This is a genomic window from Streptomyces sp. NPDC002566, from assembly GCF_042889585.1.
In the GTDB taxonomy this organism is placed as follows: Bacteria; Actinomycetota; Actinomycetes; order Streptomycetales; family Streptomycetaceae; genus Streptomyces.
On sequence record NZ_JBIARD010000002.1, the window covers coordinates 927,404 to 953,315 of the forward strand.

Below are 25,912 nucleotides of genomic sequence, written 5' to 3' on the forward strand. Positions count from 1 at the left end.
TGGGCATCCCGGTCGGGTTGCGGTTCGGAATCCGGCGTCGACATCAGCCTTCTGGTTCTCTACGAGCTCGTCTCCGGGAGGCGGGGACGCTCGCTGATCATCAGGGAAAACTGGTGGACGCCGTCGGGATACTGCCGTCATGGCCGTCACTCAGCAACTCGCCCGCGTCCCGGCGGAGTATCTCGCCTCCTGTCGCCAGTCAGCAGACGCATCGCCGGACGGAGATCCTCTCTGGGATCCACCGTCGACGGATGTCCTGGACCTGGACTGGGCGCCGTTCCTGGTCGAACGGGTCTGCGAGCTGGGAGGTCTCGACGACGTCCGTCGGAGTGCTCTCCGGCAGGCTCTCGACGGCGACACTGCCATCGACCTCGGCTTCCTCAACACCCATCCGCATGCCATCGGCTCCTTCGGGCCGGCCCCCACGGCCCTCTCAGCGGCTCAAGTGGCTCGCGCCGCGGAACTGCTCGGGCAGATCGACTTTCCGGCTCTTCTGGACGCCCTGCCGACAGACGAAGCAGAAGCCGCTTCCTTGATCGGCAGCGGAGCGGACAAAATCGTCGGTGGCCCGAAGAAGTACGTGCTGAGGCACTTCACCGCCCTGCGCGAGTTCTACCGCGGTGCCTCCCGACGGCAGCTTCTCGTCGTGCTCTGGTGGGACTGACACGGACTGCCTCACCGCCGGCTCGACCGGTCCGGCCCGCCCGAGGGCGAACGGATACAGTGCGCGGGACGGCAGACTCGTCAGGGAGGGCAAGCGTGACCGACACCAGCAGCACCCGGCCCGGCGAGGGTGAGACGCAAGCGCTGCGGAAGAGCCGACTGCACCGCCTGATGCGCTACATCCCCCTGATCGCCCCCGTCCTGCTGTGGGCCGTGCCCTGCTGGGTGCTCCTGCACTCCGGCCAGCACTGGCCGCTCCCCGTCACTCTGACCGGCACAGCCCTGTTCGCACTGGGCCTCGTCGGTATGCCGTTCGCGATGGCGCGCGGCCACGGCCGGCGCCAGCAGGACCGGGACGCGATCATCGGCGACACCCTGCTCGGCACCAGTTGGATCCTGTTCACCTGGTCCGTTCTGCTCGGCGTCTTCCTGCGGCTCGCCCTGACCGTGGCCGGCGTCGGCGAAAGCCAGGACCGGGCCCGGATCGTCACCTGGGCCGTCCTCGGCGTGACCGCCGTGTTGCTCGCATGGGGGTACGCCGAGGCCCGCCGCGTGCCACGCGTGCGCCGGCTCGACGTGCGACTCCCGCGGCTGGGCCCCGGGTTGGACGGCCTCCGCGTCGTCCTCATCACCGACACCCACTACGGCCCACTCGACCGCGCCCGCTGGTCGGCACGGGTGTGCGAGACGGTGAACACCCTGGAAGCCGACCTGGTCTGCCACACCGGCGACATCGCGGACGGGACGGCCGAACGACGCCGGGCCCAGGCCGCCCCACTCGGTACCGTGCGGGCGACCCGGGCCCGGGTGTACGTCACCGGCAACCACGAGTACTACAGCGAGGCCCAGGGCTGGGTCGACCTGATGGACGAGCTGGGCTGGGAGCCGCTGCGCAACCGCCATCTGCTGCTGGAACGCGGAGGCGACACCCTCGTGGTCGCCGGCGTGGACGACGTCACCGCCGAGTCCTCCGGCCTGGCAGGTCACCGCGCCCACCTCGCCGGAGCGTTGCACGGCGTCGACCCCGACCTGCCCGTCCTGCTCCTGGCGCACCAGCCCAAGTTCGTCGACCGGGCGGCAGCCGCCGGCGTCGACCTCCAGCTCTCCGGTCACACCCACGGCGGCCAGATCTGGCCTTTCCACCACCTGGTCCGCATCGACCAGCCCGTCGTCGCGGGCCTGAGCCGACACGGCGCCCGCACCCTCCTCTTCACCAGCCGCGGCACCGGCTTCTGGGGCCCGCCGTTCCGCGTCTTCGCCCCCAGCGAGATCACCCTGCTCGTGCTCCGCACGCAGCTGCCCACCTCGCCGTAGCGCCAGGTGTGCCACGCAAGTGGCCGGGCAGGGACGGAAGTCGGTAGAGGCCTTGTCAGCCGCTCTGTTACGGTCCTGTCGCCGGCCGCGGGACTCCGGTGCGACTTCCGGAACCTGCCTATGAAGCAATGATTCGCAGCTCGTGCCCCCATTCCCCGGCCGGCATCGCACGCGTGAGGAAGATTCGGATGGATTCGTACGGGGACCTCGTCGCGGCTGAGGACGTGCTGCTCTTCGTCAACGCGGCGATCACCTCCACCGGCCAGCGTGAGTTCCACAGCGACGCGGACGAGCAGCGGCTGTCCTTGGATTTTCTCCACGCGTACATGCTGGGCAACTACCGCGACCTCTACGCCGGAGTCCTTGCCCTCGACATCAACGACCACAACGCGGGCCTCATCATCCGGCGTCTGCTGGAGACCGCCCATGAGGCCACCGCCGGCCAGCGTCGCAGCGAGGGCCGTCTGATCGCGGCCCGTCTGGCGACGCTGCCGCCGCAACGCGTGTACCGGCTGTTCGACGCACTGCGCCGGGCCAGGGTGAACAACCGCCGCACCCGCGCGATCATGCGTGACTGGCTGTCCGCCCGCCCGGACCTGGCGTTCGACGCCGTGAAGTACCGCAGCGGGCTCAAGCGGGCGCTTCGCCACGCCCATCTGGCCCCCGCCGCCGAGGAGTTGGGACCGTTCGTCTTCGCGCCGCTGACCCGCACGCGCTATGCGACACCCCTCCTGGAGACATGGCGCCGCGCGCACTACGAGAAGGCTGCGCTGTACGAGCTGCCCTTCACGGCCGCCGAGGGCTTCGCCGCCCAGCACGGCATCCCCCGGGACGTCTTCCTGCAGCGCATGGCTCCCCGCATGACCCGGCTGGAGACGCTGCGGCTGCAGGAGTCCGCGCACCAGCGCGGGGCCACAGGTGTACAAGCGGACCTGACCCGGATGCCCCTGACCAGGCTGGCCGCCTATGTGCTGTCGCTGCCGGTCGCGGACCGCCTGCGCCGACGCCATGAGCTCACCCACGCTCTGGAGTCGGCCGCGGCTCGGGTGGCCGGCTCACACAGAGGGAGCTGGGGCAAGGTCACCGCCGTCCTCGACGACAGCTTCTCCGCCTCCGGCTCGGCCCCCAAGCGTCGTCGACCGCTGGCCGTTGCCCTTGCCTGCCACTATCTGCTCGCAGCCCTCGCCGACGACTACACCGCGCTGTGGACATCGGGGCGGACCGACGCCCTGCTGACCCATCCGAACGGGCCCACGCCGCTGGGGCGGCGGATCCTCGACGCGCTGGACACCGCCCCGTCCAGGCTGGTGATCGTCTCCGACGGATGGGACAACGCACCCCCCGGCCTGGCGGGCGAAGTGCTGCGCATCTGGCGGACCCGGCTCGACCCCGAGCGTCGCACCAGCGTCGTGCACGTCAACCCCGTCCATGACGCGGCCGACTTCGACGTGCGCCGACTGTCCGCGACGGTGCCCACCGCGGGCATCCGTGACGCCGAGGACCTTCCCGCTCTTGTGGAACTCGCCCAGTTCACGGAAGGCCGGACGGGTCTGGCCGAACTGATCACTTACATGGACACCCGTGCGGCCCGCATGCTGAGCGGCCACGACCACGAGCAGGCGCGATGACCACGCTGGACCTGACCGGACTGGAAACGCGCCCCTCCCAGGTCTGGGGCGCCGTCCGCCTGGTGCCGCTCGTGCGCGACGAACCTCTCCACGATCTCCGTCTGCGCCCGGAGCTCTACGGCGACGTGGCAGGTCTGGTCGAGGTCGGCCCACGCCACGCCTACGTCTCCTACATCCCGCACGGATTCGTCGCCACGTGGACCGACGACGGTACGCCGGCAGCCGCCTACGGCACTCAGATGTCCGCCGGCGGCAACGAGGCTCCCGCTGCCACGATGCGCCTGCGTTTCCACCGCAGAATGGCCCGTCGGCAGGCCAAGGACCGGCTGCGGTTCCTCCCCGTGCACCTGGCGCTGGAGGGTTACCTGGCACTGCACTTCGGCGGACCGTCGATCGCCTGGGAGGAGTGGTCGCAGCGGGCGATCCGCCAAGGGCTCTCCCCTCGCGTCGAAGAAGCGTACGTGGGCGCCGAAGTACACGGACTCGGCGACGCACTGCGCGTCTTCGAGATCCACCCCGGCCAGTGCGGCGTGATGCTCTACGTCGCCGACGCACTCGCGGCCGTGTTCGCGGTCCCGCATCCCGACGACTACCGCGCGCTCCACCCGACCCTCCTGCAGGATCTGTACGGCGAACTGATCCACCACTACGCCACGCTGATGCCGCCGGTGCAGGAGTTCCGGGCGCGCATCCCCGACGCGCGGATCCGCTCCCTGGCCCACCTGCGCAGGGCAGTCGCCGACCAGGAACGCGCCTGGACGCGTTTTCACGACACGACCATGGCCACCGGCCTGCTGGAGCACGCGTACACCTGGCAGACGGTCCACCGGATGGAACGCTTCACCCTCTCCCGCTTCCTGCCGACGTTCCGTCCCAAGCAGGAGAACCACATCGGTGAGGCCATCACCGACGACAGGGGCAGGATCGCCTACCTCAAGACGTTCCGGCTGTCGGAGAACCAGGTCCGTCGCGGCCACCTTCTCAGCCGGCTGGCGGCCAAGGACTGGCATCCGGCGGACACCGCAGCCGACTTGGGCATCGACGAGGCCCAACTGGGCCTGCGGCTGGAGTCCGCGGGCTTCGGCTTCCTGCTCCGCCAGGACGTCCTGGACGCATACCGCAAGCGGGAGCGGACCCGGTCGCGCTGATGGGTCCTCAAGTGAGTTGTGCGACAGTGCCGTTGCCGCCCAATCGATCCCGTGCGGCAGCAGTGCCCGGCATCCGATGTCAGGACTTCGCGCCGGGGGAAGGGGCGGTCCGGGAGCGGAAGGTGCGGCGGTAGGTGTCCGGGGGCACGCCGAGGGTGCGGTTGAAGTGCCGGCGCAGGGTCGTGGCCGTGCCCATGCCGGTGGCCGCGGCGATGGCGTCGATGCTCTCGTCGGTCTTCTCCAGCAGTTCCTGGGCGTGGCGGATGCGTTGGGTCAGCAGCCATTGCAGGGGCGTGGTTCCGGTCGCCGCCTGGAAGTGGCGGCCCAGGTGACGTGAGCTCATCCGTGCGTGGCGGGCCAGGTCCTCCACGGTCAGCGGCTGGTCGAGCCGTTCGATGATCCAGGGGAGCAGGGCGGCGAGCGGGTGGTCGTCCTGGGTGGGCACCGGGGCGGTGACGAACTGGGCCTGGCCGCCGGCTCGGTGCGGTGGTACGACGAGGCGGCGGGCGACGGCGTTGGCGATCGACGAGCCGTGGTCGAGGCGGACGAGGTGCAGGCAGAGGTCGAGTGCGGCGGCCTTGCCCGCTGAGGTGAGCACGCTGCCGTTGTCCACGTAGAGGACGTCCGGGTCGACCTCCACGTCGGGGTGGCGCGCGGCCAGGACGTCGGTGTGCGCCCAATGGGTGGTGGCGCGCCTGCCGTTCAGCAGACCCGCGGCGGCCAGCACGAACGCACCCGTGCACAGGGAGACCACGCGGGCGCCCGCGTCGTGGGCCGCGCGCACCGCCTTGACCAGTTCGACGGGCGGGGCCACGTCGACGTCGGCCCAGCCGGGGACGATCACGGTGTCGGCGCCCCGGAGCCGGTCGAGGCCGTGGTCGGGCTCCAGCCGGAACCGGCCGAACCGCACCGTGCCCGGCCCGCAGACGGAGACGTCGTACCAGGGGACGGTGACTCCGGCCGGGGCGGAGCCGAAGACTTCGTGCGCCACGGACAGTTCGAAGTGCAGCATCCCGTCGGTGACGGCCAGCGCGACAGTTTTCATGTCCGGAATTGTATGGGGCATGTCGTTCCAGACACTCACGGTTGCGTCTTCGAACCCGCCAAGATCGTCGCAGTGGATCGGTTCGAGCACAGGGGAGACGTCATGGCGACGGGGCAGACGGTGACGGTGTACGGCGCGTACGGGCACACCGGACGGTTCGTGGTGGCACATCTTCGGGAGCGCGGGTTCGTCCCGGTGCTGTCCGGCCGCGACGCCCGCAAGCTGAAAGGGCTGGCGGACGAGTACCCCGGGGTCGAGGTCCGCCCTGCTTCGGTCGACGACCCGGCGTCCCTCGACCGCGCGCTGGCGGGTGCGGCAGCCGTCATCAACTGTGCGGGTCCCTTCGCCACGACGGCCGCCCCGGTGATCGAGGCGGCCCTTCGTGCGGGGATCCCGTACGTCGATGTGGCGGCCGAGATCGAGGCCAACGCCGACACGTTCGCGCAGTTCGCGGACCGTGCCCGCGCCGCGGGGACGGCGATCGTGCCCGCGATGGCCTTCTACGGCGGTCTCGGCGACCTGCTGGCCACCGCGGCGATGGGCGACTGGACCGAGGCGGACGAGGTCCACATCGCGTACGGGCTGAACGGCTGGGCGCCCACGGACGGGACGCGCGCCGCAGGCAAGGTCTCCGTCGAGCGCCGCAACGGCCGCCGTGTCCGTTTCACGAAGGGGCGGCTGGAGTACCACAACGACGACCTGCCCACCCTTCAGTGGCCTTTCCCCGACCCGCTGGGGCCCCGAGACGTCATCGGCGAGTTCACCATGGCCGACGTCGTCACCGTCCCCAGCCATCTGCCCATCGCCGAAGTGCGCACCTACATGACGACCGAAGCGGCCAGGGGCGTATCGGCCCCGGACACGCCGACTCCCACCGCGGTCGACGAACACGGGCGGTCCGCGCAGACCTTCCTCGTCGACGTCGTCGTGCGCCTGGGCGTCAGGGAACGGCGCGCCGTGGCCGGCGGGCAGGACATCTATGCCGTCACCGCACCCCTCGCGGTCGAAGCGGTCGACCGCATCCTCACGGGCCGGACGAGGACCGTCGGCGTCGCCTCCGCCGGCGAGATGTTCGACGCGACCGACTTCCTCCGCGCGCTGTCCCCGCACATCGCCTTGAAGCCGGCGCCCTAGGTGTATTGATCATGAGCGTTGTTGACAGTCGCGGTCGTTCGACCGGTCAGCCGTACATCGCCGCGTGACAGAAGGCCGCGAGCGCGCCGTCGATGGGGTGGGGCTGTGGCATGCCCGAGGGGTCGAGCCTGTTCCACCTCTGCAGGTTCACGGCGACGGCCATCTGCCGCTCGCCGTCGGCGCGGATCGTGGCCAGCGTGGTTACGCCGTATGCCTCGTCGAGGAACTCCTTGCCATGGAGGTTCCGTCACGCCACCGCGCCGGGCCGTGCACCGTCCCCCACGGGCGCTGTACAAGGTCACGCCTCGCCGCGTTGCCCCTTGGCGATGGCCACGAGGTCGGAGTAGCGCACGACTGATCCGCTCGCGCCCCAGGTGCCGTCGGGCTGCTCGTGCACCAGGACCCACACCCGCGACGCGTCGGACTCGGCAAGCCCGGCGGCGGACAGCACGGTCTCGGTGGAGTGCTTCACCAGGTCGGCCTTGCCCTGCTCCGACAATGCGCCCAGGGGGACCGTGACGTCGATGAGGAAGCGGGGGGCGTCGTCCTCGGCGGTGGTCTGCGCTCCTTCGGGCAGTTCGACGAGGTAGCTCCACAGCTGGGCGCGGAAGAACGACGTGTCGGGCGCTCCTTCCGCACGCAGCAGGACGCCGGCGAGGTCACGCTGGACGGTCTTGCGCCCTTCCTCCGTGAGGCAGCCGGACGGAACGGTGAGCCGGATCATCGACATGCCGAAGTCTCCTTTGTCCGCCGCACGCACCATCGTTGTACGAACGGCCACGTTGCGCCGTCGCGCGGCAGAATCGTAGCGCTTTCAACTTCCCTGCCGGCGGGGGCTGCCGCGGTGGAGCGGTCACGACAGAGGCCCGGTCAGGGGGAGCCGAAACCCTGTGGAGCCCAACCTGCGTGGCGTGGAATGCTCTTGGGCGACTGCTGACGGAAGGGAAGGTTGAGAAGGTGTACGTCCCGTCATCTGCACGGCCTCTCGACGATGACGAGCGTGAGCTCGTGGAACTGGCACGCCGCACCATCGACGCGCAGACCGATGCCGGGCCGAACGAAGACGGGATCCACACGATGGGCGCCGCGGTCATGGCCGCCGACTACCGGATGTTCGCCGGCGTGAACCTTTACCACTTCACCGGCGGACCCTGCGCCGAACTCGTGGCTCTGGGAGCCGCGCGAGCCCAGGGCGCCCGCCAGATGCGCTGCATCGTCGCCGTGGGAAACCACGGGCGCGGGGTCATCGGCCCGTGCGGGCGCGATCGGCAGGTGTTCGTGGACTACTACCCCACCATGCGCGTCATCGTGCCCACGCCTGAGGGGCTCAGGTCCGTTCTCGCCGCCGACCTGATGCCGCTGGTTCAGCGATGGACCCCGGAGGCGGGCATGAACGGTCTCGACCCGTCTCTCTACCAAGACCCCGAGACAGCAGGTCCGCCGATCATTCGGTTCAACCCCCGCTACCTCGACGTCGTCCGCTCAGGCGCCAAGACCAAGACCACCCGCTTCCGTGACCCGGCCCGGCTCGGGCCGGCACGGCTGGTGTTCGAGAGCGACCCCGAAGTCGTCCTGTCGGCAGAGGTGACCGACATCAGGCACTGCCCGGTCAGCGACCTCACCGACCAGGACGCCCAAGCCGAGGGCCTGACGACCGCAGCCGAGCTCCGGGACGTCCTCAAGGGCCACTACCCGGATCTGGCGGGAACCGACGAAGTCGACGTCATCACCTTCCAGGTCAACGATCAGACGGGCGCTGCCTGAATCCGTCCGTGGAAGGCTATGAGGCCGACTGGGGCGGGCGTCACCCGGGCGGTGGAACCTGCGGCTCGAAATACACGCCTTTGCGGGTCAACGGCGCAAGGCTGTCTCTGTCGGTCGTCGACACGGCGGCCGCTTCGCACCGCGTACCCCCACGGCCTGATGGAGCTGAGATGTCCCACGTGCCCAGCGATCTCAAGTACACCGACGAACACGAGTGGGTCCGCACCGAGGGCGGGACCGTCACCGTCGGCATCACCGATCACGCCCAGAAGACCCTCGGCGACATCGTCTTCTTCGATCTGCCCTCCGTCGGCAAGGTGGTCGAGGCGGGGGACCCCGTCGGCACCGTGGAGTCGGTCAAGGCGGCTTCCGACCTGTTCAGCCCGGTCGGCGGGGAGATCGTCGCGGTCAACGAGGATGCCGTGGACAATCCCGAGGAGGTCAACAGCGACCCGTACGGGACGTGGCTCTACAAGATCAAGGCCACTCCGGGCCCCTTCGAGAACCTGCTCGACGCCAAGGCGTACCAGAAGCTCGTCGGCGGGGAGTGACCCCCCCGCGGTGTCCGCGTCCGGCGGCCGGCGCCTCTCAGCGCCGGCCGCCCCAGGCGCAGCCCGCCGTCCGGAGCTGCCGTCGAGGTCCGTTCGGCTCCAGGGTCAGCGGATCGTCGTGCCGTCGGGCTCGTCGAACAGGCCGAGTTCGTCCCGTGTCGGCAGGCCCTCCCAGTCGCCGCGGGTGGCGACGGCGAACGCCGCGGTGGTGACGGCGCGGTGCAGACGGGCGGGGACGTCCGCTCCGTCGAGGAGGGCGGACAGGTATCCGGCGACGAAGGCGTCGCCGGCGCCGACCAGGTCGACCGCGTCGACCCGGCGGGCCTCGCGGTGGGTCGGCCCGTCAGCGGTGTAGGCGGTCGCGCCGCGTGCGCCACGCTTGAGGACCACCTCGCCGACGCCTTCGGCCAGAACACCGCGCACCGCCGCCGCCTCGTCCGCTCCCGCGCGGGCCGGCACCAGCGGCAGTTCGTCCTCGGAGGCGATGAGGAGATCGATACGGGCCAGCAGCGGCCGGAGCGCCGCTCGGGCGTGGTCGGCGGTCCACAGCCGGGAGCGGTGGTTGACGTCGAGGCATACGGTGATGCCGGCGTCGTGGGCGGCGATGGCGGCTGCCAGGACTGCCTCGGCCGCCGACGCGCTGAGCGCCGGTGTGATGCCGGTGAGGTGCAGAAGGCGGGTTCCGGGGGTCAGCGCCGGCAGTACGTCGGCCGGTGAGAGGGCCGAACCGGCGGAGCCGGAGCGGTAGTAGCTGACGCGGGTGAGGGTGCCCAGGCGGGGTTCGGTCAGCAGAAGTCCCGTGGGGCGGCCGGTGTCGTCGGTGATCGCGTGGCCGGTGTCGACCCCCTCGGCGCGCAGCGTGCGCAGTACCAGGGCGCCGAGTTCGTCCGCGCCGACCCGGCCGGCCCAGCGCACCCGGTGTCCGAGCCGGGCGAGGCCGATGGCGACGTTGGACTCGGCTCCGGCCACGGACAGGCCGAGGCTGCCGCCGAGTCGCAGCGCGCCCTGCGCGCGGAGCGCCGCCATCGTCTCGCCGAAGGTCACCACCTCGGGCGGGGCCTGGGTCTCCGGCGCGGTCATGCCCCCTCCCCCGCGACCGCCCTGCGGAACTCCGCTGCACGGGCACGGAGTTGCTCCAGGTCGCCGCCGTCGGCCGCGTCCCCGACGAGGGGTGAGCCGACGCCGACGGCGATGGCGCCGTGGGCCAGGTGGTCGCGGGCGGCCGAGGCGTCCACTCCACCGACGGGCACGAAGGGCACCTCGGGGAAGGGGTCGCGCAGGGCCCGTAGATAGCGGGGGCCGCCGAGGACGCCGGGGAAGAGTTTGATCGCGGCCGCGCCCCGGGCGAGGGCGAGTTCGATCTCGGTCGGTGTCAGGGCTCCCATCAGCACGGGCACGCCGTAGGGCTCCAGTCCGTCGACCAACGCCGGGGTGACGAGGTACGACGCGCCGGCCTCGACGGCGTGGGCCGCGTCCGCCGCCGAGCGCACGGTACCGGCGCCGAGGAGGGCGTCGGGGCCCAGTTCGGCGCGGGCCCGCCGGATCACCGTGAGGGCGTCGGCCGTGGTCAGCGAGACCTCGACGGCCGCGATGCCCTCCTCGGTGAGGGTGCGTACGGTGCGCAGGGCCGCGGCGGGGTCCTTGCCCCGCACGATCGCGAGCAGGCGGTGGGTTCGGAGCGATTCCACCAGGTTCATGGGAGCGGGTTCCCCTCGGAGGTGGCTCGGGTGTGCGGGTCGGGGGCAGGGCCGGCGGTGGTCGTCATTCGGTGAACGCCCCGCCGGGCGGCGTGACCGGGTCGCACGGTGGTCACCATTCGGTGAACGCCCCGTCCGGGCCGCGCCAGACGGGGTTGCGCCAGCGGTGTCCGGTCTCGGCGGCGTGGCGTACCGCCTGCTCGTCGATGTCGACCCCGAGGCCGGGGCGGGACCCGGCCACGGCGTGTCCGTCCTGGAAGCGGAAGGGCTCGGGGTCCATCACGTACTCCAGCAGGTCGCACTGCCGGTTGTAGTGGATGCCCATGCTCTGCTCCTGGATGAGGAAGTTCGGCACGGAGAAGGCGATCTGCAGGCTGGCGGCCAGCGCGACGGGGCCGAGGGGGCAGTGCGGGGCCAGTGCGACGCCGTACGTCTCCGCCATGGCGGCGATGCGGCGGACCTCGGAGATGCCGCCGGCGTGCGAGACGTCGGGCTGGGCCACGGCGATGCCGCTGGCCATCACCTCGCGGAAGTCCCAGCGGGAGTAAAGGCGTTCACCGGTCGCGAGCGGGATGTTGGTGGACTCCACCAGGCTGCGCAGATGGCCCGAGTGTTCCGGTGCGACGGGTTCCTCGACGAACAGGGGGTGCAGCGGTTCCAGCAGGGGCAGCAGCCGGCGGGACATGGCGGGAGAGGCCCGGCCGTGGAAGTCGACGGCGATGTCCCGTTCGTCGCCCAGGACTTCGCGGACGGCCGCGACCCGCTCCAGCACCTCGGCGGTGCGGGCCGGGGTGTCGACGGGGGCGAGTTCGGCCGAGCCGTTCATCTTGACGGCGGTGAAGCCCGCCTTCATCTGCTCCCCGGCCAGCGCCGCGACATCGCCGGGCCGGTCCCCGCCGATCCAGGCGTACATCCGGACGCGGTCGCGTACGGGGCCGCCGAGGAGACGGTGGACGGGGACGCCGTAGGTCTTGCCGGCGATGTCCCACAGGGCCTGGTCGATGCCGGCGACGGCGCTGGACAGGATGGGGCCGCCCCGGTAGAAGCCGCCCTTGGTGAGCACCTGCCAGTGGTCCTCGATGCGCAGCGGGTCCCGGCCGACGAGGTGGTCGGCCAGTTCGTGGACCGCCGCGCGTACGGTCTCGGCGCGGCCCTCGATCACGGGCTCGCCCCAGCCGATGACGCCCTCGTCGGTGGCGACGCGCAGGAACAGCCAGCGCGGGGCGACCAGGAAGGTCTCAAGTCCGGTTATCTTCAAGCAGGTTCCTCGGGGAGCGGACGGGTCGCGCCGTCGTCGTGGTCCTCCCGGGCCTGTACGGCCGCCAGGTCGTGGGACGCCTGCGCCAGCAGTGACTCGACGGCGGTCACGGCCGCGTCGGGGTCGCCCGCCTCCACCGCCTCCAGCAGTTCCTGGTGCACGGGGATGGAGTCGGAGAAGTGCCGGGCGCCGTGCACGATCCGGTCGCGCACGCGCAGACCGGCCTCGATGACGACCTCCATGCGGCTGAGCAGTTCGTTGTGCGCGGCGTCCAGCAGGGCGCGGTGGAAGGCCAGGTCCGCCTCGACCATCGCGTCGGCGTCGGTGCCGGCCGCCGCCATCGCGTCCAGTGCCTGCCGCATGGCGTCCAGGTCGGCCGTGGTGCGGCGGGACGCGGCGAGGCGGGCCCCGGCGGGCTCCACTATCGCGCGGACCTCGGCGAGGTCCTCCAGGAAGCCGTCGGTGGGGGCGCTGCTCCCCTGCCAGCGCAGCAAATCGCTGTCGAGCAGGTTCCAGTCGGCGCGGGGCCGGATGATCGTCCCGCGTTTCTGCTTCGACTCCAGGAGCCCCTTGGCCGCCAGCACGCGCAGCGCCTCACGGACGACGGTCTTGCTGACGCCGAGTTCCGTCTCGAACTTGACCGGGTCCACCACGGAACCCGGGGGGTAGTCGCCGCGGATGATGCGCCGGCCCAGTTCCTCCACCGCCTGGCCGTGCAGCCCCCTGCCGGGATGGGTCACCACGTTCTCCGTTTCCGTTCCGTTCCTGTTCGCGCGTGCCGGGTACGGCTCGCCGCGGGGTGCGCGGCGCTCACGAGGACTCCTTCTTGACGCTCCATCCTCCATCGACGACCAGGCTCGCTCCGGTCACGTACGAGGCGTCCGCCGACGCCAGGAAGGCGACGGCCGCGGCGACCTCCGCCGGCTGCCCGAACCGCCCGGCCGCGGTGGCGGCCACGCTGCGCGCCCGCTCGGGCTCCGGGATGCCGTCCCAGGCGGCGGTGAGGATGGGGCCGGGGAGCACGGTGTTGACGCGGATGTCGGGCCCGTACTCGACGGCCAACTGCCGCCCCAGGGAGCACAGGGCGCCCTTCGCGGCGGCGTAGGCGGCGTGGCCGGGCAGGCCGATGACCGCGTGCACGGAGGAGGTGAGGATCACCGCGCCCTTCGCCTCGCGCAGCGGGGCCGCGAAGGTCCTCATGCCGCGCCAGGCCGGCTTGAGCAGGACGGCCATCTGACCGTCCCACTCCGCCTCGCTGAGCTCGTGCGCGGGCTTGTTCAGCTGGGCGAAGGCGTTGCTGTGGAGCACGTCCAGCCGACCGTGGTGTTCGCGGACGTGGCCTGCGAGGTGCTCCCAGTCGGCGGCCGAGGTCACGTCGCACCGCACGTACCGCGCCCGTCCGCCCATGTCCTCGATGCCGGCGGCGAGCGCCTCGCCCGCGGCGTCGTCGACGTCGGTGACGACGACGCTCGCGCCCTCGTCGGCGAGCCTCCGGGCCGTGGCCGCGCCTATCCCGTGCGCCGCGCCGGTGATCACCGCCACGCGTCCCGCCATCCTGCGGCACTCCGTCATCGTGCGCGTCTCCCGTCTGAGGCCTGCGCCCAACCTAGCTGTTTCAATTAATTATGAATATATCTTGACCGGGTGGCGATGCCGATCCAAGACTGACCGGCATGACTCAGGCACCCTCCGTACCGACCGACGCCCGTCGGCGCCTGCGCCCCGCCGGGATCGCCTTCGGCGCCGACTACAACCCGGAACAGTGGCCGGAGGAGGTGTGGGCCGAGGACGTCGCGCTGATGAAGGAAGCCGGCGTCTCCATGGTGACGGCCGGGATCTTCTCCTGGGCCAAGTTGGAACCGAGGCCCGGGGACTACGACTTCACCTGGTTCGACCGGGTCATGGACAACCTCGCCGGAGCGGGCGTGGCCGTGTGCCTGGCCACCATGACGGCCTCGCCGCCGCCCTGGCTGTCCCGGCTGCACCCGGAGATCCTCCCCGAGACCGCCGACGGCCGGCGGATGTGGCCCGGCGGACGCCAGCACTACTGTCCCTCCAGCGCGGTGTACCGCGAGTACGCCGCGCGTCTGGTCGAACGGCTCGCCACCCGCTACGCCGACCATCCGGCGCTGGAGATGTGGCACATCGGCAACGAGTACGGCTGCCACACCCCGCAGTGCTGGTGCGACGAGTCCGCCGCCGACTTCCGCCGCTGGCTGGCCGACCGGTACGGCCACGTCAAGGCACTCAACGACGCCTGGTCGACGGCGTTCTGGGCGCAGCGCTACGACAGCTTCGACGAGGTGCTGCCGCCCCGGCTCGCACCGACCTTCCCCAACCCGGCCCAGCAGCTGGACTTCGCGCGGTTCTCCGACGACGCGCTCCTTCGGTGCTGTCTGACGGAGAAGGAGGTGCTGCGACGGATCACGCCCGACGTGCCCGTCACCACCAACTTCATCGGCGTGCACAAGGCCGTCGACTCCTACCGCTGGGCCGCAGAGGAGGACGTCGTCTCGGTCGACGTCTACCAGGACCCGCACGACGAGGCCACGCACGTCTCGGCCGGGTTCATCTTCGACGTCACCCGTTCCGCCCGCTCCGGCCAGCCGTGGATGCTGATGGAACAAGCCCCGAGCGCGGTCAACTGGCGTGAGCGCAACGGGCCCAAGCCGCCGGGTCGGATGCGGCTGTGGAGCTGGCAGGCGGTCGCCCAGGGCGCGGACGCGGTGCTGTACTTCCAGTGGCGACAGTCCCGGGGCGGTGCCGAGAAGTACCACTCGGCGATGGTCCCGCACGGCGGCACCGACACGCGCATCTTCCGTGAAGTGAGCGAGCTAGGGCGGGAGTTGGCCTCCCTGCCGCAGATCGCCGGGACCCGCTCGACCGCCCGGGCCGCCCTGGTGCTGGACTGGAACAGCTGGTGGGCCCTGGAGCTGGACTCCCATCCCTCCACCGCGCTGAACCAGACGGACATCGCGCTCGCCCACTACCGGCCCCTGTTCGAGGCGGGGATCGCCTGCGACGTCATCCCCCCGGACCGGGATCTGAGCGGCTACCGCCTCGTCGTCGTGCCCAATCTGTGCCTGCTGAAGGAGACGGACGCCGAACGCCTCACCGGGTTCGTGCGCGACGGCGGCCGGCTGCTGGTGTCGTTCTTCTCCGGCATCGTCGACGAGTGCGACCGGGTGCATCTGGGCGGGTATCCCGCACCTCTTCGCGAGGTACTGGGCCTGCGCGTCGAGGAGTTCTGGCCGCTGGCGGAGAACGCGACGGTGGACGTACGGCACTTGGGCGGCGACGTCAGCCGCGCCGACCTGTGGTCGGAGGTCATCGTGCCCGAAGGGGCCGATGTGATCGCCGAGTTCGGCTCCGGGCACCTGGCAGGGATGCCGGCCGTCACCCGGCACTCCTTCGGCGAGGGAGACGCGTGGTACGTCGCGACACGCCTCGCCCCCGAGGCCATGCGCGCCCTCGTCGACGACGTGTGCCGTGCGGCGTCCGTAGGCCCCGTGCTTCCCGGACTGCCCGAACACGTCCAGGCGACCGTGCGCGAGGGCGACGGCGGGCGGTTCGTCTTCCTGCTCAACCACGGCCGCGAGGAGGCGGTGGTCACGCTGCCCGAGCCGATGACCGACGCCCTGAGCCCGGGCGGGACCCCGTCCGACCGCATCACGCTGCCCCCCGCCGGAGTGGCCGTACTGACCGCACCGTAGACCAAGCAGAAGGGCCGCACATGAGGTCCGTACTGCGACGGGGCGCAGGGGCGTTGGCCACGCTCCCCGCGCACACGCCTGCGGCCAGAGGGCGTCAGTCGTCGCCCTTCGTGGCGACGACTGACCAGGCGCTGTGCGGCGCGGTGGCCCGTGGTCGGCTGCCTGGACGGCACGGAGGAGGCCGTCCCCCGTGCCGTCCCGGCCGGCCGCCCCGGTCCCGCCCGTGGGCGGTACTCGCGGCGATGCCTAGTCGTACTCGGGACACTCCCGGGTGCTTCCGCCGTCGGACAGGACGTCGTCGCGGACCCATCCGTACGTGTCCGGGCTCCGGGTGTCGTTGCGCAGGTAGGTCCAGGTGTAGCCGTCGCTGCCGTAGGTGTAGCAGTGGTAGTCCAGCCGATCGCCGGGGCGGGCGGTGCTGTTGATCCTGGTGCAGCTCGTGCTGGAGCCGTTGCGCATCCGGCTGTCGCTGCCTGTGGCGTTCCAGGCGCTGGAGTCGTGGTCCCCGGGCGCGGCCGAACCGCATGGAGCGTGGGCCGATGCCGTGCCGGCCCCCGTGAACCCCAGCACGGTGGGGACGACGAGCGCGGCAACGCCCAGCATCAAACGTTTCCTCATGAAGCCTCCTCGGCATCGTGACGGGTGCGCCGGCGCGAAGCGCCCTACGGCTCCACATCGGCTTGATGTCAGGTTCTGTTCAAGCGGCGGCTCTGTCACGCTCCTTTGAGTCAGGTGAAAAGTCCTAGGTGGGAGAGGCAAGAGGGACGGGATGCTCCGCTTTCACTTCACGGCCGAAGACCTGACCAGGATCCGGGTGGCGACGGCACCCCATCCGTTGTGGGAGATCGCTCTCAGCCTGCACCGATTGCAGACCAGGGACGGCCGCTGGGCCTACGCGCACTGGCACCGCACCGCCCGGGTCCGGCTCCGGGACGCCGGCCTCGACCAGGTGGTGCAGGGCTTCCTCCTGCCGGTCTTCCCGCGGGCCAGTTACTTTCCCGACTTCCTCACCCCGGCAGAGGGCGCGGAGGGTCTGGACGCCGGTCTGAACGCCGTGCTCGCGGCCCGCCGACGGCAGGTGGCCGAGGAGACGGCCATGCTCGCCGGAAGGGTCGGCGCCCCGAGCTGGGTCACCCGCCTCGTCGGCAGCGACACACGGGGCCAGTTGGTGCGGGCTCTGCGCGCCTACCACGAGGCCGTGATCGCCCCTCATGAAGAGCGCATCGGCGAGTGCGTGCAGGCGGAGCGGATCCGCCACTCCCGGTCCCTGCTCGACCATGGCACCGGGGGGCTGCTCAGCAGCCTCGGGCCCACGATCCGCTGGCGCCACCCCGTGCTGGAGATCGCTCACTATCCCGAGGAGCGCGACGTGCGTCTCGAGGGCAGGGGGCTGCTCCTGATCCCCTCCTACTTCTGCTGGGGCAACCCCGTGACCTTGGCCGATCCCGAGCTGCCGTCCGTGATCGTGTACCCGCTCCAACGGGACCCGGGCCCGGACCCGGTCAGCGAAGGGCAGCCGCTGGAGGCCCTTCTCGGCCGCACCCGCGCGAGCATCCTCCAAGTCACCGCCACCGGAGCCACCACGACGGAGGCCGCCCAGCGTGCCGGGGTCTCCCCGGGCACCGCCACCCACCACACCACGGCCTTGCGCAACACCGGACTGATCAGCAGCGCACGCTGGGCCAACACCGTCCTGCACACCGTCACACGCCTCGGCGCCGCTCTCCTCACCGGCAGCTCACCGGATCGGCCGTGAGCGCCTGAGCGGTCGCGTCGTACGCCCGCCCGGCGCTCACGCCGTCTCGCAGGAGTCAGCCGGTCACCGTGAGCGTGGAGTTGCCGCTGCTCCGATAGCCCTCGGTGGCGAGGATCATGTAGTACCGGAAGCTGCCGAGAGGCATCCCGGCCCTGGCCCAGGCGTCGAAGTGGTTGCCGGTGGTGATGCTTCCGCCCGTCCTCCTCGACTGGCGGACGCTCCAGTACTGGTCGAACGTGCGGACCCCCTCCACCGAGGGGGCGTTGTAGCGCGTCGTGCGGTAGATGTCGTACGTGCCGCCGTCGCTGGTGACGGTGCCCCGGTAGGTGCCGGTCGGCCGGTAGGAGCCCCAGTTGTCGACGATGTAGTACTCGACCAGCGGGTTCGACGTCCAGCCGTAGAGGGCGAGGTAGCCGTTGCCGGACGGGGAGAAGCCGCCCGAGTAGCGGACCGTCCTGCGTCCGCCGTTGCTCCAGCCCTTGCCGCAGACGAAGTTGCCGCAGTTGGTCCACGAGGTCCGGTAGGCGCCCCCGGACGACAGCGTCATGGAGACGGCGCCACCGCCGTCGGTCCAGAACGAGTAGTAGTAGCCGTTGTCGAAGCCCGTCCGGTTGGTGGTGATGGTCGTGTCCGCGCGGGCCGTGCCGGGCAGGATCAGTCCCGACGTGACGGCGAGCGCGGCGGCTCCCGCGCCGCCGATGAATCGCCTGCGGCCCAGCCCAAGAGGCGGTATGTCACCGTTGTGCATATCTGCTCCTCGTGAAAGCCGACGGAGGACACGGCCCGACGGAGTTGATCGTGGATCCAGCCGCGGCTGCGCCGATCCGGCGGTCGGTGGGGGGTCTGTCGCCGTCGCCAGTGTTGGACCGGCCTGATGGACTGTCAACACTTTCGACGCGGGGACCGAATGTTTCGAACCGGCTCAGCGACTCCGTACGGCGCCGACGGCCCTGAGTGTGCGCACCGCCGCCCGCTTCAACGACGGGTGCTCCCGCACGAGTCGGTGCGCGGCCCTCGTCGGTTCGCTGCGGAGCCAGTGCAGGGTGCCGCCGGGGCCGGTGGTGCGCAGGGCCCCCTCGTGGACGAGGAGGTCGCCGGTCTTGAAGGAGTTCTTGTAGGCGGCGTCGCCTCGTCCGAAGTCGAACAGGCGGATGCCGGACGCGGCGGCGGCTTCGATCATGCGGAGGTAGAGGACGCGGCCGGGCGAGTAGGTGGCCAGGCTGCGGTCGTAGGAGGGGAACCAGCAGGAGAAGACGGTCTGCGAGCGCAGGCCGAAATGTGCGGCGACCGGTCTGTCGGCCGCGTACAGCACGGAGAGGATGCCGGTGCAGTGCGGTGAGGCGGTGTGGGCGAGTCGGTCGACGAGGTCGGTGATCCAGGGCTGGGCGAAGGGATCGCGGCGGCCCGTGCGCCGGTAGTGGGCGGACTTCCAGGTCAGGAGTGTGCGCAGGGCCTCGGGGTCGCGTTCGTCGTGGACGAAGCGCAGGGGCCCGAGTTGGCGGCTCATCCGGCGTTCCTGGGCACGTGCCGCCTTGAGGAAGCGGCGCGAGTGCGTGCGCAGATGGTCCTCGTACCGTGCGAAGCCGTGCGTGAGGTCGACGACCGGTGAGGCGAACTGGCCTGTCGCATAAGGGAGGAAGAGGTCCTGGCCGCTTTCGAGGTGGTTGAACTCCCAGGCGTTCAGGGAGCAGGCGCGCATGAGGTGCAGCGGGTCGAGCTGGGTGTCGGGGTGCAGCACGGCGCCCTGGCAGTCGGAGACGCCCAGACCGACCGCACGGCCGTGGCCCCATCTGCTGCGCTGGTAGGGGAAGTAGCCCAGCCGTTCTCTTCTGCGGTGCAGGACGGCCACCCGTGTGTCGGGCCGGACCTGGCCCATGGCACGGGTGAACTGCGCGCTCATGAAGGGGTTCACCGCGTCCGCGGTGGCGGTGCTCAGTTCGCCCCACAGTTCGAGGTCCCCTGGTGTCAGGTCGTCGGGGTGCACGACGTGGATGCGCGGGAGGCGGGGTGTGGACATGTGGGCTCCTGGTTCGGCGGCAGAGCGAGTGGTGCGGCTTCGCCGGGGGAGGTGCGCCGGCGGCCGCCGCCGAGGGCGGCTGCGGGCGCGCGAGGGTGCCCCGTGTCGAGCACGGGGGAACGCCGGCAGACGCCGAGGGGCTCGGCGGTGTGCGGAGTCGCTCGCGGCAGGACGGGCGCGGTCAGCGCTCGGTGACCTGCCCGGGTGGTGCGGACGCGCTGTGCTTCGGGGGAGGGCCCCGACGTGCCGCCGCACCGGTCGGCAGCGCCTCGGGAACGGGCGTGTCGTGGCGGTCGCCGCCGGCGCCGGTGAGCGGGCCGCTCCGGGCGCCGGGTGCCGGGGTCCGTGCGGACGCCAGGGCGCAGAGCCGGTGGGCGAAGGCTCTCAGCGCTTCCTGCATCCTGACGGACAGCGGCGGCCCGGAGGGCGCGGCGGCGCGCAGGGCGCCGGTGGTCACCAGCGTCATCACCAGGTAGAGGGCCGCTCCCATCTCCCCGTGCAGCGCGGCGGCCGCGGGGGTGGGGTCGCTGAGACACGCCAGCCAGCAGCAGGCGGACGCCTGCGCGAGAAGCATGGCTCCGAGATCCGCGGCGAGGGACCGTTCCCTGGGCGGGCGCAGCAGACGGCCCACGAAGAGCACGATCGCCACGGCGAGGTGTCCTGCGACGGGGGCCGTGCTCGCGAACGCCAGGTGGTGTCCGGCGGCTGCCAGGGGTGTCGCCAGCGCCGCGAAGGAAGCGGCCCCCAGCACTCGGGTCCGGGCCGCTCCGCTGGGCAGCGGGCGGCTCGGCCGGGTGAGGAGGCATGCGTGCGGGCTCATGACGTGACCATCGTCCGTGAGATGTCGGGTCGGCGTTCCTGAACGGAAAAACTTCCCCACGCGAACGTCCGATCGAAGGCTCACCTGTACGGGTGAGCCTCCCGGCCGTCCGGATCCGCTTGGGGCGGAGGGTGTGCAGGCGCCCGCCTCACCTCTCGGTGCCCGCCTCACCTCTCGGTGTTCGTCACTTCGCGCCGGTTCCCTGCACCGTCCGCTCCCCCGCCCGGGCCTCTCGGCGCCGGCAGTGGTCGCGGGCCAGCAGGAGGTAGCTGCTCGCGGTCCAGGTGTAGGCGCGGTCGCGGAGGCCCTGGCCGGTCAGGGCGTCGAAGTTCTCGGCGAAGCCGGAGGTTTCGCACAGGGCGCGGAAGCGGGCGCTGATCTCGTCGGCGAGGCGTTCGTGGCCGGCGCGGCGCAGGCCGTCCTCGACGAGGACCGTGGCCGGCGCCCAGATCGGGCCGCGCCAGTAGCCGTCGGACTCGTAGTGAGGGGAGCCCGGTTGTTCGGTCGCCAGGCCGAACTCGGTGAGATGGGTCTCGATCCGCTCGGCGAGCCGGTCGCGGACCTCCGGGGGAAGGCGGTCGCCGAGCACGACGGGCATCAGGTCGAGCAGGCCGGCGCTGTAGGAGGGGGGTCCGCCGTCGGCCGGGCGGCTGGTGAACCGTTCGCCGTCCCACAACTCCTCCACCAGGGCGGCCTGGAGGGCGTCGGCCGTCCCGGCGCGACGCCCGGCTTCGTCGTGGAATCCCAACTCCGCTGCCATGGAAGACAGTTCGTCCAGCTGGAGGATCAGCACGGCGGCGAGGTCGGCGGTGACGGCCACGCGGGCGGGGTCGAAGGTGGTGGCGTTGTCCCAGCCGCTGTCGTTGCCGTGCTGGTAGTGCGGGAGGGCGGCGGAGGGTGCGCGCCGCGCGGTGAGCCAGAAGTCGGTCCAGCGCGCCAGCCTGCCGTACGCCTCGGTCAGTTCGGCCGGACCGAGGGGCGCGGGGAGCCGGTCGCGCAGGCCGCGCAGGGCCCAGCCGTGGATGGGCGGTTTGACGAAGTTGTACAGGACCTCGGAGTGGGTGACGGAGTCGGGCAGCGCCCCCGTCTCGTCCTGGTGGTCGAAGGGCAGGGCGAACTGGTCCCAGGCGAGCCCGGGGCAACCGGGGGCCAGGGCGAGGGCGTTGAAGCAGTGGTCCCAGCTCCAGACCTTGTCCATCCAGTGCTTGGACATCAGTACGGCGGGCCGGGTGACCAGTCCCGCCGGGGCCACGGTCGCGGACCACACCACGTAGGCGGCGAGTTCGGCTGCCGGGGTGTCGGCCGAGCGCCAGGGGGCGACCGCGTCGGCGAACTCGGCGAAAGACCGCCGGGCGGTCTCCGTGATCTCGGCGAACGTCGCCGACGGGCGGTGGGGCGGTCGTGCGCTGTCCAGTTCCTCGACCGCGATCTCCCACGGGCCGCCGGACTCGGCGGTGACCGTGAGACCGCGGTCGCCGGCGCCGAGGGCTTGGGAGCCGGACACCTCGGCGACCGCGCCGGACAGCACGGTGATGCGGTAGCGGCGGCCGGTCTCGTAGGAGGTGAACGTGTGGGCGCCGTCGACCGGGTCCCGGAAGAAGTAGGTCCCGCTGAAGGGGGTGAGGGTCCGCGCCGCCGCGGTGACGCGCAGGCCGAGCCCTTCGCCGCGCACGCGTACGGTGTCGGGCGAGGCGTAGGCGAGGTCGATGCGGCCGCCCGCACCGGTCCAGGTGAGCAGGCTCGGGGTCGCCCGCACATCGGTGTGCGCCCGCCCTGCGGTGGCCGGGTCGAGGGGGACGAGGCGCAGGACGGCGTGCATGCCGTTCTGGTGCGAGACGAGGTGGAGGTCCTCGGCGCGGGTCTTCTCCGCCAGCACGGGTGAGATGCCGAACCAGGAGCCGTGTGTGCTGAACGGGATGTCGTGGACGGAGAAGGCCGGGCCGGACGGGGCGGCGGTCATGGCGCTGACTCGTTTCTCGAGCGGGGGCGGGGCACGGTGGGCGGCTCAGTCCTTGACGGCGCCGGTGGTCACTCCGGCGGCCACGTAGCGCTGGGCGAGGACGAGGATCACCGCGGCGGGCAGTGAGGCGACGACGGCGGTGGCCATGATGGCGTTCCACTCCTGGTTGTTGTTGCCGATGTAGTGGTAGACGCCGAGCGTGATCGGCTCGTGGGCGCCGCCGTTGACGAGGGTGTTGGCGAAGACGAAGTCGGACCAGGACCACCGGAAGGCGAAGAGCGAGACCGTGACGACGGCGTTGCGGCTCATGGGCAGGACGACGGACCAGAAGACGCGCCCGGCTCTCGCTCCGTCCATCTGCGCGGCCTGGAGCAGTTCGCCGGGGATGCCGGACATGAACGCGGTGAAGATCAGGACCGCGAACGGGACGGCCAGGGTGGAGTCGGCGACGATGAGGCCGGGGACGGACTGGAGCAGGCCGAGCCGGAGGTAGACGGCGTAGAAGCCCATCGCCATGATGATGCCGGGGATCATCTGCGCGGCCAGCAGGAGGAAGCTGAGCAGACCGCCGCCGCGTGGGCGCAGTCTGGCCAGGGCGTAGCCGGCGGGTGCGGCGAGGGCCACGGTCAGCGCGACGGTGCCGAGGGCGACGACGAGACTGGTGGCGAGGTAGGGCAGTTGCTCGTCGAGGACGGTGCGGTAGCCGGCCAGGGTGCCGTGCAGGGGCAGCAGGTCGGGCGGGCTCTTGCGCATGTCCTGGTCGCGGGTGAGGGACACGTTGATCATCCAGTAGACCGGGAAGAGCATGATCCCGGTCAGCAGCAGGCCGACGGCGGTCTTCCATCCCGTGCGGCCGGGGCCTCGGTTCATGACAGCGCCTGCTTTCGCTGGATGCGGAGGTGGATCAGCCCGAAGACGAGGGCGGCGACGACGAGCAGGTTCCCGACGGCCGCGCCCGGGCCGAAGGCGGGCAGGAGGTTGCCGAAGCCGAGCCGGTAGGACCAGGTGGCGAAGGTGGTGGAGGCGTCCGCGGGGCCGCCCTTGGTCATGATCCAGATGATGTCGAAGACCTTGAGCGTGTACACGAGTCCGAGCAGCAGGGTGATCGCCGAGACCGGGCGCAGCAGCGGGAAGGTGATGCGCCAGAAGCGCTGCCACGCGTTCGCCCCGTCGAGGGCCGCGGCCTCGTACAGCGCCGCGGGGACGGACTGCAGGCCGCTGTGGAGCACGACCAGGTTGAAGGGGACGCCGATCCAGATGTTCGCGATGATCACCGAGGTCAGCGACCAGGTCGGCGAGGTGAGCCAGTCGACCGGGCCGACGCCCACGGCGTGCAGGGCGGCGTTGACGATGCCGGAGTCGCTGTTGAGCATCCACGACCAGGTGGAGGCCGACACGATCAGCGGCAGCAGCCAGGGCACCAGGAACAGGGCGCGCAGGGTGGCGGAGAGCCGGAAGTGCTGGTGGAAGAAGACGGCTAGGGCCAGTCCGATGGCGTACTGGAAGACCAGGCACACGGCGGTGAAGACGACGGTGTGCAGCAGGGCCGGCGCGAAGGTCGGGTCGGCGAGGACCTTGCGGTAGTTGTCCAGCCCGGTGAAGGGCGCGTCGCCCTGGACGAAGGAGCGGACGGTGTAGTCGCGCAGGCTGAGGTCGAGGTTGCGGTAGAGCGGATAGGCGTAGAAGCAGGCCAGGTAGAGGGTCACCGGGGTGAGGAAGGCCCAGGCGGTCCACTGGGGGGAGGCGGGGCGTCGCGGGGGTCGCGTCCGTGCCCGGGTCGGGGCGGCGGTGGCCGCCTCGGTGGGACGGTGTGCGGGCCGTCGTCGCGGCAGCTGTGTCGTGTGGTTCATCCTGGGGCCGCGATCCCGGATCACTTGACGGCCGACTGGGCCTCGGCCAGCGCGTCCTTCGGCGACCGGGCGCCGCTGAGCGCGGACTGGACGGCCTTCCACATCTGCTCGGAGATCTTGGGGTAGCGGGTGCCCAGGTCGTCGCTGGTGCGGCCCCTGGCTCCCTTGACGGCCTGCACCCACGGCTTCAGTTCGGCGTTCGCCGCGACCTGCTTGTCCTGGACCTCGCCGGTGGGCGCCACGTACGACAGGGTCGTGTCGGTGTCGTAGAGGTTGTCGGAGCTGGTCAGGCAGGTCACCAGTTTCCGCGAGGCGGCGTAGCGGGCGGTGTCGCCCTGGACCGGCAGGGTGACGAACTCGCCGCCGGTCGGGGCCGCCGCGGCGCCGCCGGTCTGGGCGGGGACGGGCAGGACGCCGTACTCGAAGCCGGTCTTGTGGGCGGCCGCGAGCTGCCAGGTTCCGTTCTCCGCGAAGGCGTAGTCGCCACTGGCGAACTCCTGCCAGCTGGTCGTCTGGGTGTTGTTGAGCACGGAGTTGGGGGCGTAGCCGCTCTTCAGCCAGTCCTTCCACAGCGACAGGGCGGACACGGCCCGGGCGGAGTCGAGTTCGGTGAGTTTCGCGCCCGAGCCCCAGAACCAGGGCAGGAACTGGAAGCTGCCCTCCTCCGTGCCGATCGCCGAGAAGGTGATGCCCTTCTTGCCCGCCTTCTCGACCTTCTCCAGCGCGGCCGTCAGCGACTTCCAGTCCTTGACCGAGGCGATGTCCACCCCGGCCTCCTCCAGCACCTTCTTGTTGTAGTAGAGGGCGAGGGTGTTGGCGCCGATCGGCGTGCCGTACGTCTTGCCGCCCGCCCGGCCCGCGGCGAGCAGGTTGGGGTCCACCTTCGAGGTGTCCAGCTTGTTGTCGTCGGTGGTGGTGAGCACGCCCGCCTCGGCCAGGGTCGACACCACGGGGTTGTCGACGATGAGGACGTCGGGCGAGTTGCCCTGCTGGGCCGCCAGCAGGGTCTTGTTGGCCAGGTCGCCGGTGTCGAAGGCGGTCCGCTTGACCTTCACGCCGGCCTGGGCGCCGCACCGGTCCAGCAACCGCGTCCAGGCCGACCCCTTGGCGAACTGCGGGTAGGGGTCCCAGACGGTGTACGTGCCGCTGTCGGCGTTCTTCGACCCGGCGGCGCCCGAGCCGGAGGAACAGGCGGTGGCGCCGGCGGCCACTGTCAGGAGGGTCAGGGCGGCGGCGGTCAGACGGCGCTGTCCGGAAGTGCTGGGCATGGCGGATCCTTCACTTCTGGGCACGGATGTGCCGCGGGAGGGTGACGGACGGCAGGAGGAGGGCGCGGCGAACCGCGGCGGGGGCAGGGGGTGCCGTAGGGCTGTGCGGTCGGCCCCCGAAGCGGTGGCGGTGGCTGTGAGTCGACCCCCGAAGCGGTGGCGGTGGCTGTGAGTCGGCCCCCGAAGCGGTGGCGGTGGCTGTGAGTCGGCCCCCGAAGCGGCGGCCGTGGCTGTGAGTCGGCCCCCGAAGCGGTGGCGGTGGTTGTGGAGTCGGCCCGGAGCGGAGGCAGTAGGGCTGTGGGCCGGCCCCGGAACCGAGGGCATGG

Annotated in this window: 24 protein-coding genes and 1 pseudogene; 9 read left to right on the forward strand and 16 right to left on the reverse strand. The window is 71.3% G+C overall.

Translation table 11 applies throughout. From position 1 onward, the window contains the following. Positions 1-139: 139 nt before the first annotated feature. From ACFYXA_RS11175 to ACFYXA_RS11190, 4 genes are all read left to right on the forward strand, one after another. Positions 140-664, forward strand: coding sequence for a DUF1877 domain-containing protein (locus ACFYXA_RS11175; protein WP_389030917.1), 525 nt, complete (start codon positions 140-142; stop codon positions 662-664). 95 nt (positions 665-759) lie between these two features. After that, complete coding sequence (locus tag ACFYXA_RS11180; RefSeq protein WP_352246935.1) at positions 760-1,977, forward strand: metallophosphoesterase; 1,218 nt, start codon at positions 760-762, stop codon at positions 1,975-1,977. 188 nt (positions 1,978-2,165) lie between these two features. Next, positions 2,166-3,605 (forward strand): hypothetical protein, encoded by a 1,440-nt coding sequence (locus tag ACFYXA_RS11185; protein WP_352246934.1) that lies wholly within the window; start codon positions 2,166-2,168, stop codon positions 3,603-3,605. Continuing rightward, the gene (locus ACFYXA_RS11190) at positions 3,602-4,753 is read left to right on the forward strand and encodes a hypothetical protein (protein WP_352246933.1); all 1,152 of its coding nucleotides are present in this window, start codon (positions 3,602-3,604) and stop codon (positions 4,751-4,753) included. The genes ACFYXA_RS11185 and ACFYXA_RS11190 overlap by 4 nt, the downstream gene beginning before the upstream one ends. A 79-nt stretch (positions 4,754-4,832) precedes the next feature. On the opposite strand, the gene ACFYXA_RS11195 is transcribed toward ACFYXA_RS11190, so the two are convergent. Then, positions 4,833-5,798 carry a helix-turn-helix domain-containing protein gene (locus tag ACFYXA_RS11195; RefSeq protein WP_352246932.1) on the reverse strand — a complete coding sequence of 322 codons (966 nt, stop codon included), beginning with the start codon at positions 5,796-5,798 and terminating at the stop codon, positions 4,833-4,835. A gap of 102 nt (positions 5,799-5,900) precedes the next feature. On the opposite strand from ACFYXA_RS11195, the gene ACFYXA_RS11200 reads away from it, so the two are divergent. Continuing rightward, positions 5,901-6,932, forward strand: a complete 1,032-nt coding sequence (locus ACFYXA_RS11200) for a saccharopine dehydrogenase family protein (RefSeq protein WP_389030923.1) — start codon at positions 5,901-5,903, stop codon at positions 6,930-6,932. Between the two features lie 46 nt (positions 6,933-6,978). Here ACFYXA_RS11200 and ACFYXA_RS11205 read toward each other — a convergent pair. Both ACFYXA_RS11205 and ACFYXA_RS11210 read right to left on the reverse strand, forming a co-directional pair. Continuing rightward, positions 6,979-7,143: pseudogene (locus tag ACFYXA_RS11205) on the reverse strand (hydrolase); the annotation flags it as partial. An 87-nt stretch (positions 7,144-7,230) separates the two neighbouring features. After that, on the reverse strand, positions 7,231-7,662 hold the full coding sequence (locus ACFYXA_RS11210; RefSeq protein WP_352246929.1) for a tautomerase family protein: 432 nt from the start codon (positions 7,660-7,662) through the stop codon (positions 7,231-7,233). 278 nt (positions 7,663-7,940) lie between these two features. Between ACFYXA_RS11210 and ACFYXA_RS11215 the strand changes: the two genes are divergently transcribed. Further along, the gene (locus ACFYXA_RS11215; protein ID WP_389030927.1) at positions 7,941-8,696 is read left to right on the forward strand and encodes an ASCH domain-containing protein; all 756 of its coding nucleotides are present in this window, start codon (positions 7,941-7,943) and stop codon (positions 8,694-8,696) included. Between the two features lie 170 nt (positions 8,697-8,866). Beyond that, a complete protein-coding gene (gene gcvH / locus ACFYXA_RS11220) occupies positions 8,867-9,247 on the forward strand; it encodes a glycine cleavage system protein GcvH (protein WP_352246927.1) in 381 nt (126 codons plus the stop codon). A 105-nt stretch (positions 9,248-9,352) separates the two neighbouring features. On the opposite strand, the gene ACFYXA_RS11225 is transcribed toward gcvH, so the two are convergent. The 5 genes from ACFYXA_RS11225 to ACFYXA_RS11245 form a co-directional block, all read right to left on the reverse strand. Then, a complete protein-coding gene (locus ACFYXA_RS11225) occupies positions 9,353-10,327 on the reverse strand; it encodes a sugar kinase (protein ID WP_352246926.1) in 975 nt (324 codons plus the stop codon). Beyond that, positions 10,324-10,944: a bifunctional 4-hydroxy-2-oxoglutarate aldolase/2-dehydro-3-deoxy-phosphogluconate aldolase gene (locus ACFYXA_RS11230; protein WP_352246925.1), complete on the reverse strand. Its 621-nt coding sequence runs from the start codon at positions 10,942-10,944 to the stop codon at positions 10,324-10,326. Before ACFYXA_RS11230 ends, ACFYXA_RS11225 begins: the two co-directional genes overlap by 4 nt. Before the next feature lie 112 nt (positions 10,945-11,056). Further along, a complete protein-coding gene (dgoD, locus tag ACFYXA_RS11235; RefSeq protein WP_352246924.1) occupies positions 11,057-12,202 on the reverse strand; it encodes a galactonate dehydratase in 1,146 nt (381 codons plus the stop codon). Continuing rightward, positions 12,199-12,945 carry a FadR/GntR family transcriptional regulator gene (locus ACFYXA_RS11240; RefSeq protein WP_352246923.1) on the reverse strand — a complete coding sequence of 249 codons (747 nt, stop codon included), beginning with the start codon at positions 12,943-12,945 and terminating at the stop codon, positions 12,199-12,201. Before ACFYXA_RS11240 ends, dgoD begins: the two co-directional genes overlap by 4 nt. Before the next feature lie 67 nt (positions 12,946-13,012). Beyond that, positions 13,013-13,756 carry an SDR family oxidoreductase gene (locus tag ACFYXA_RS11245; RefSeq protein ID WP_352246922.1) on the reverse strand — a complete coding sequence of 248 codons (744 nt, stop codon included), beginning with the start codon at positions 13,754-13,756 and terminating at the stop codon, positions 13,013-13,015. A 119-nt stretch (positions 13,757-13,875) separates the two neighbouring features. Between ACFYXA_RS11245 and ACFYXA_RS11250 the strand changes: the two genes are divergently transcribed. Continuing rightward, entirely contained in the window at positions 13,876-15,915 is a 2,040-nt protein-coding gene (locus ACFYXA_RS11250) for a beta-galactosidase (protein WP_352246921.1), read from the forward strand. Between the two features lie 246 nt (positions 15,916-16,161). On the opposite strand, the gene ACFYXA_RS11255 is transcribed toward ACFYXA_RS11250, so the two are convergent. Next, positions 16,162-16,533, reverse strand: a complete 372-nt coding sequence (locus tag ACFYXA_RS11255) for an SH3 domain-containing protein (protein ID WP_351093487.1) — start codon at positions 16,531-16,533, stop codon at positions 16,162-16,164. 151 nt (positions 16,534-16,684) lie between these two features. Between ACFYXA_RS11255 and ACFYXA_RS11260 the strand changes: the two genes are divergently transcribed. Beyond that, positions 16,685-17,671 carry an ArsR family transcriptional regulator gene (locus ACFYXA_RS11260; RefSeq protein ID WP_389030935.1) on the forward strand — a complete coding sequence of 329 codons (987 nt, stop codon included), beginning with the start codon at positions 16,685-16,687 and terminating at the stop codon, positions 17,669-17,671. A gap of 55 nt (positions 17,672-17,726) precedes the next feature. Here the strand turns inward: ACFYXA_RS11260 and ACFYXA_RS11265 are convergent, their stop codons facing one another. The 7 genes from ACFYXA_RS11265 to ACFYXA_RS11295 form a co-directional block, all read right to left on the reverse strand. Continuing rightward, a complete protein-coding gene (locus ACFYXA_RS11265) occupies positions 17,727-18,419 on the reverse strand; it encodes a glycoside hydrolase family 11 protein (protein ID WP_352246899.1) in 693 nt (230 codons plus the stop codon). A 174-nt stretch (positions 18,420-18,593) separates the two neighbouring features. Further along, positions 18,594-19,688: a GNAT family N-acetyltransferase gene (locus ACFYXA_RS11270; RefSeq protein ID WP_352246898.1), complete on the reverse strand. Its 1,095-nt coding sequence runs from the start codon at positions 19,686-19,688 to the stop codon at positions 18,594-18,596. A 181-nt stretch (positions 19,689-19,869) separates the two neighbouring features. Further along, on the reverse strand, positions 19,870-20,508 hold the full coding sequence (locus tag ACFYXA_RS11275) for a hypothetical protein (RefSeq protein ID WP_352246897.1): 639 nt from the start codon (positions 20,506-20,508) through the stop codon (positions 19,870-19,872). 184 nt (positions 20,509-20,692) lie between these two features. After that, on the reverse strand, positions 20,693-22,468 hold the full coding sequence (locus tag ACFYXA_RS11280; RefSeq protein WP_389030940.1) for an amylo-alpha-1,6-glucosidase: 1,776 nt from the start codon (positions 22,466-22,468) through the stop codon (positions 20,693-20,695). 45 nt (positions 22,469-22,513) lie between these two features. Continuing rightward, positions 22,514-23,338: a carbohydrate ABC transporter permease gene (locus ACFYXA_RS11285; protein ID WP_389030943.1), complete on the reverse strand. Its 825-nt coding sequence runs from the start codon at positions 23,336-23,338 to the stop codon at positions 22,514-22,516. After that, on the reverse strand, positions 23,335-24,318 hold the full coding sequence (locus tag ACFYXA_RS11290; protein WP_352246894.1) for a sugar ABC transporter permease: 984 nt from the start codon (positions 24,316-24,318) through the stop codon (positions 23,335-23,337). Before ACFYXA_RS11290 ends, ACFYXA_RS11285 begins: the two co-directional genes overlap by 4 nt. Positions 24,319-24,338: 20 nt before the next feature. Next, the gene (locus ACFYXA_RS11295; RefSeq protein WP_389030947.1) at positions 24,339-25,586 is read right to left on the reverse strand and encodes an extracellular solute-binding protein; all 1,248 of its coding nucleotides are present in this window, start codon (positions 25,584-25,586) and stop codon (positions 24,339-24,341) included. Between the last annotated feature and the right edge of the window lie 326 nt (positions 25,587-25,912).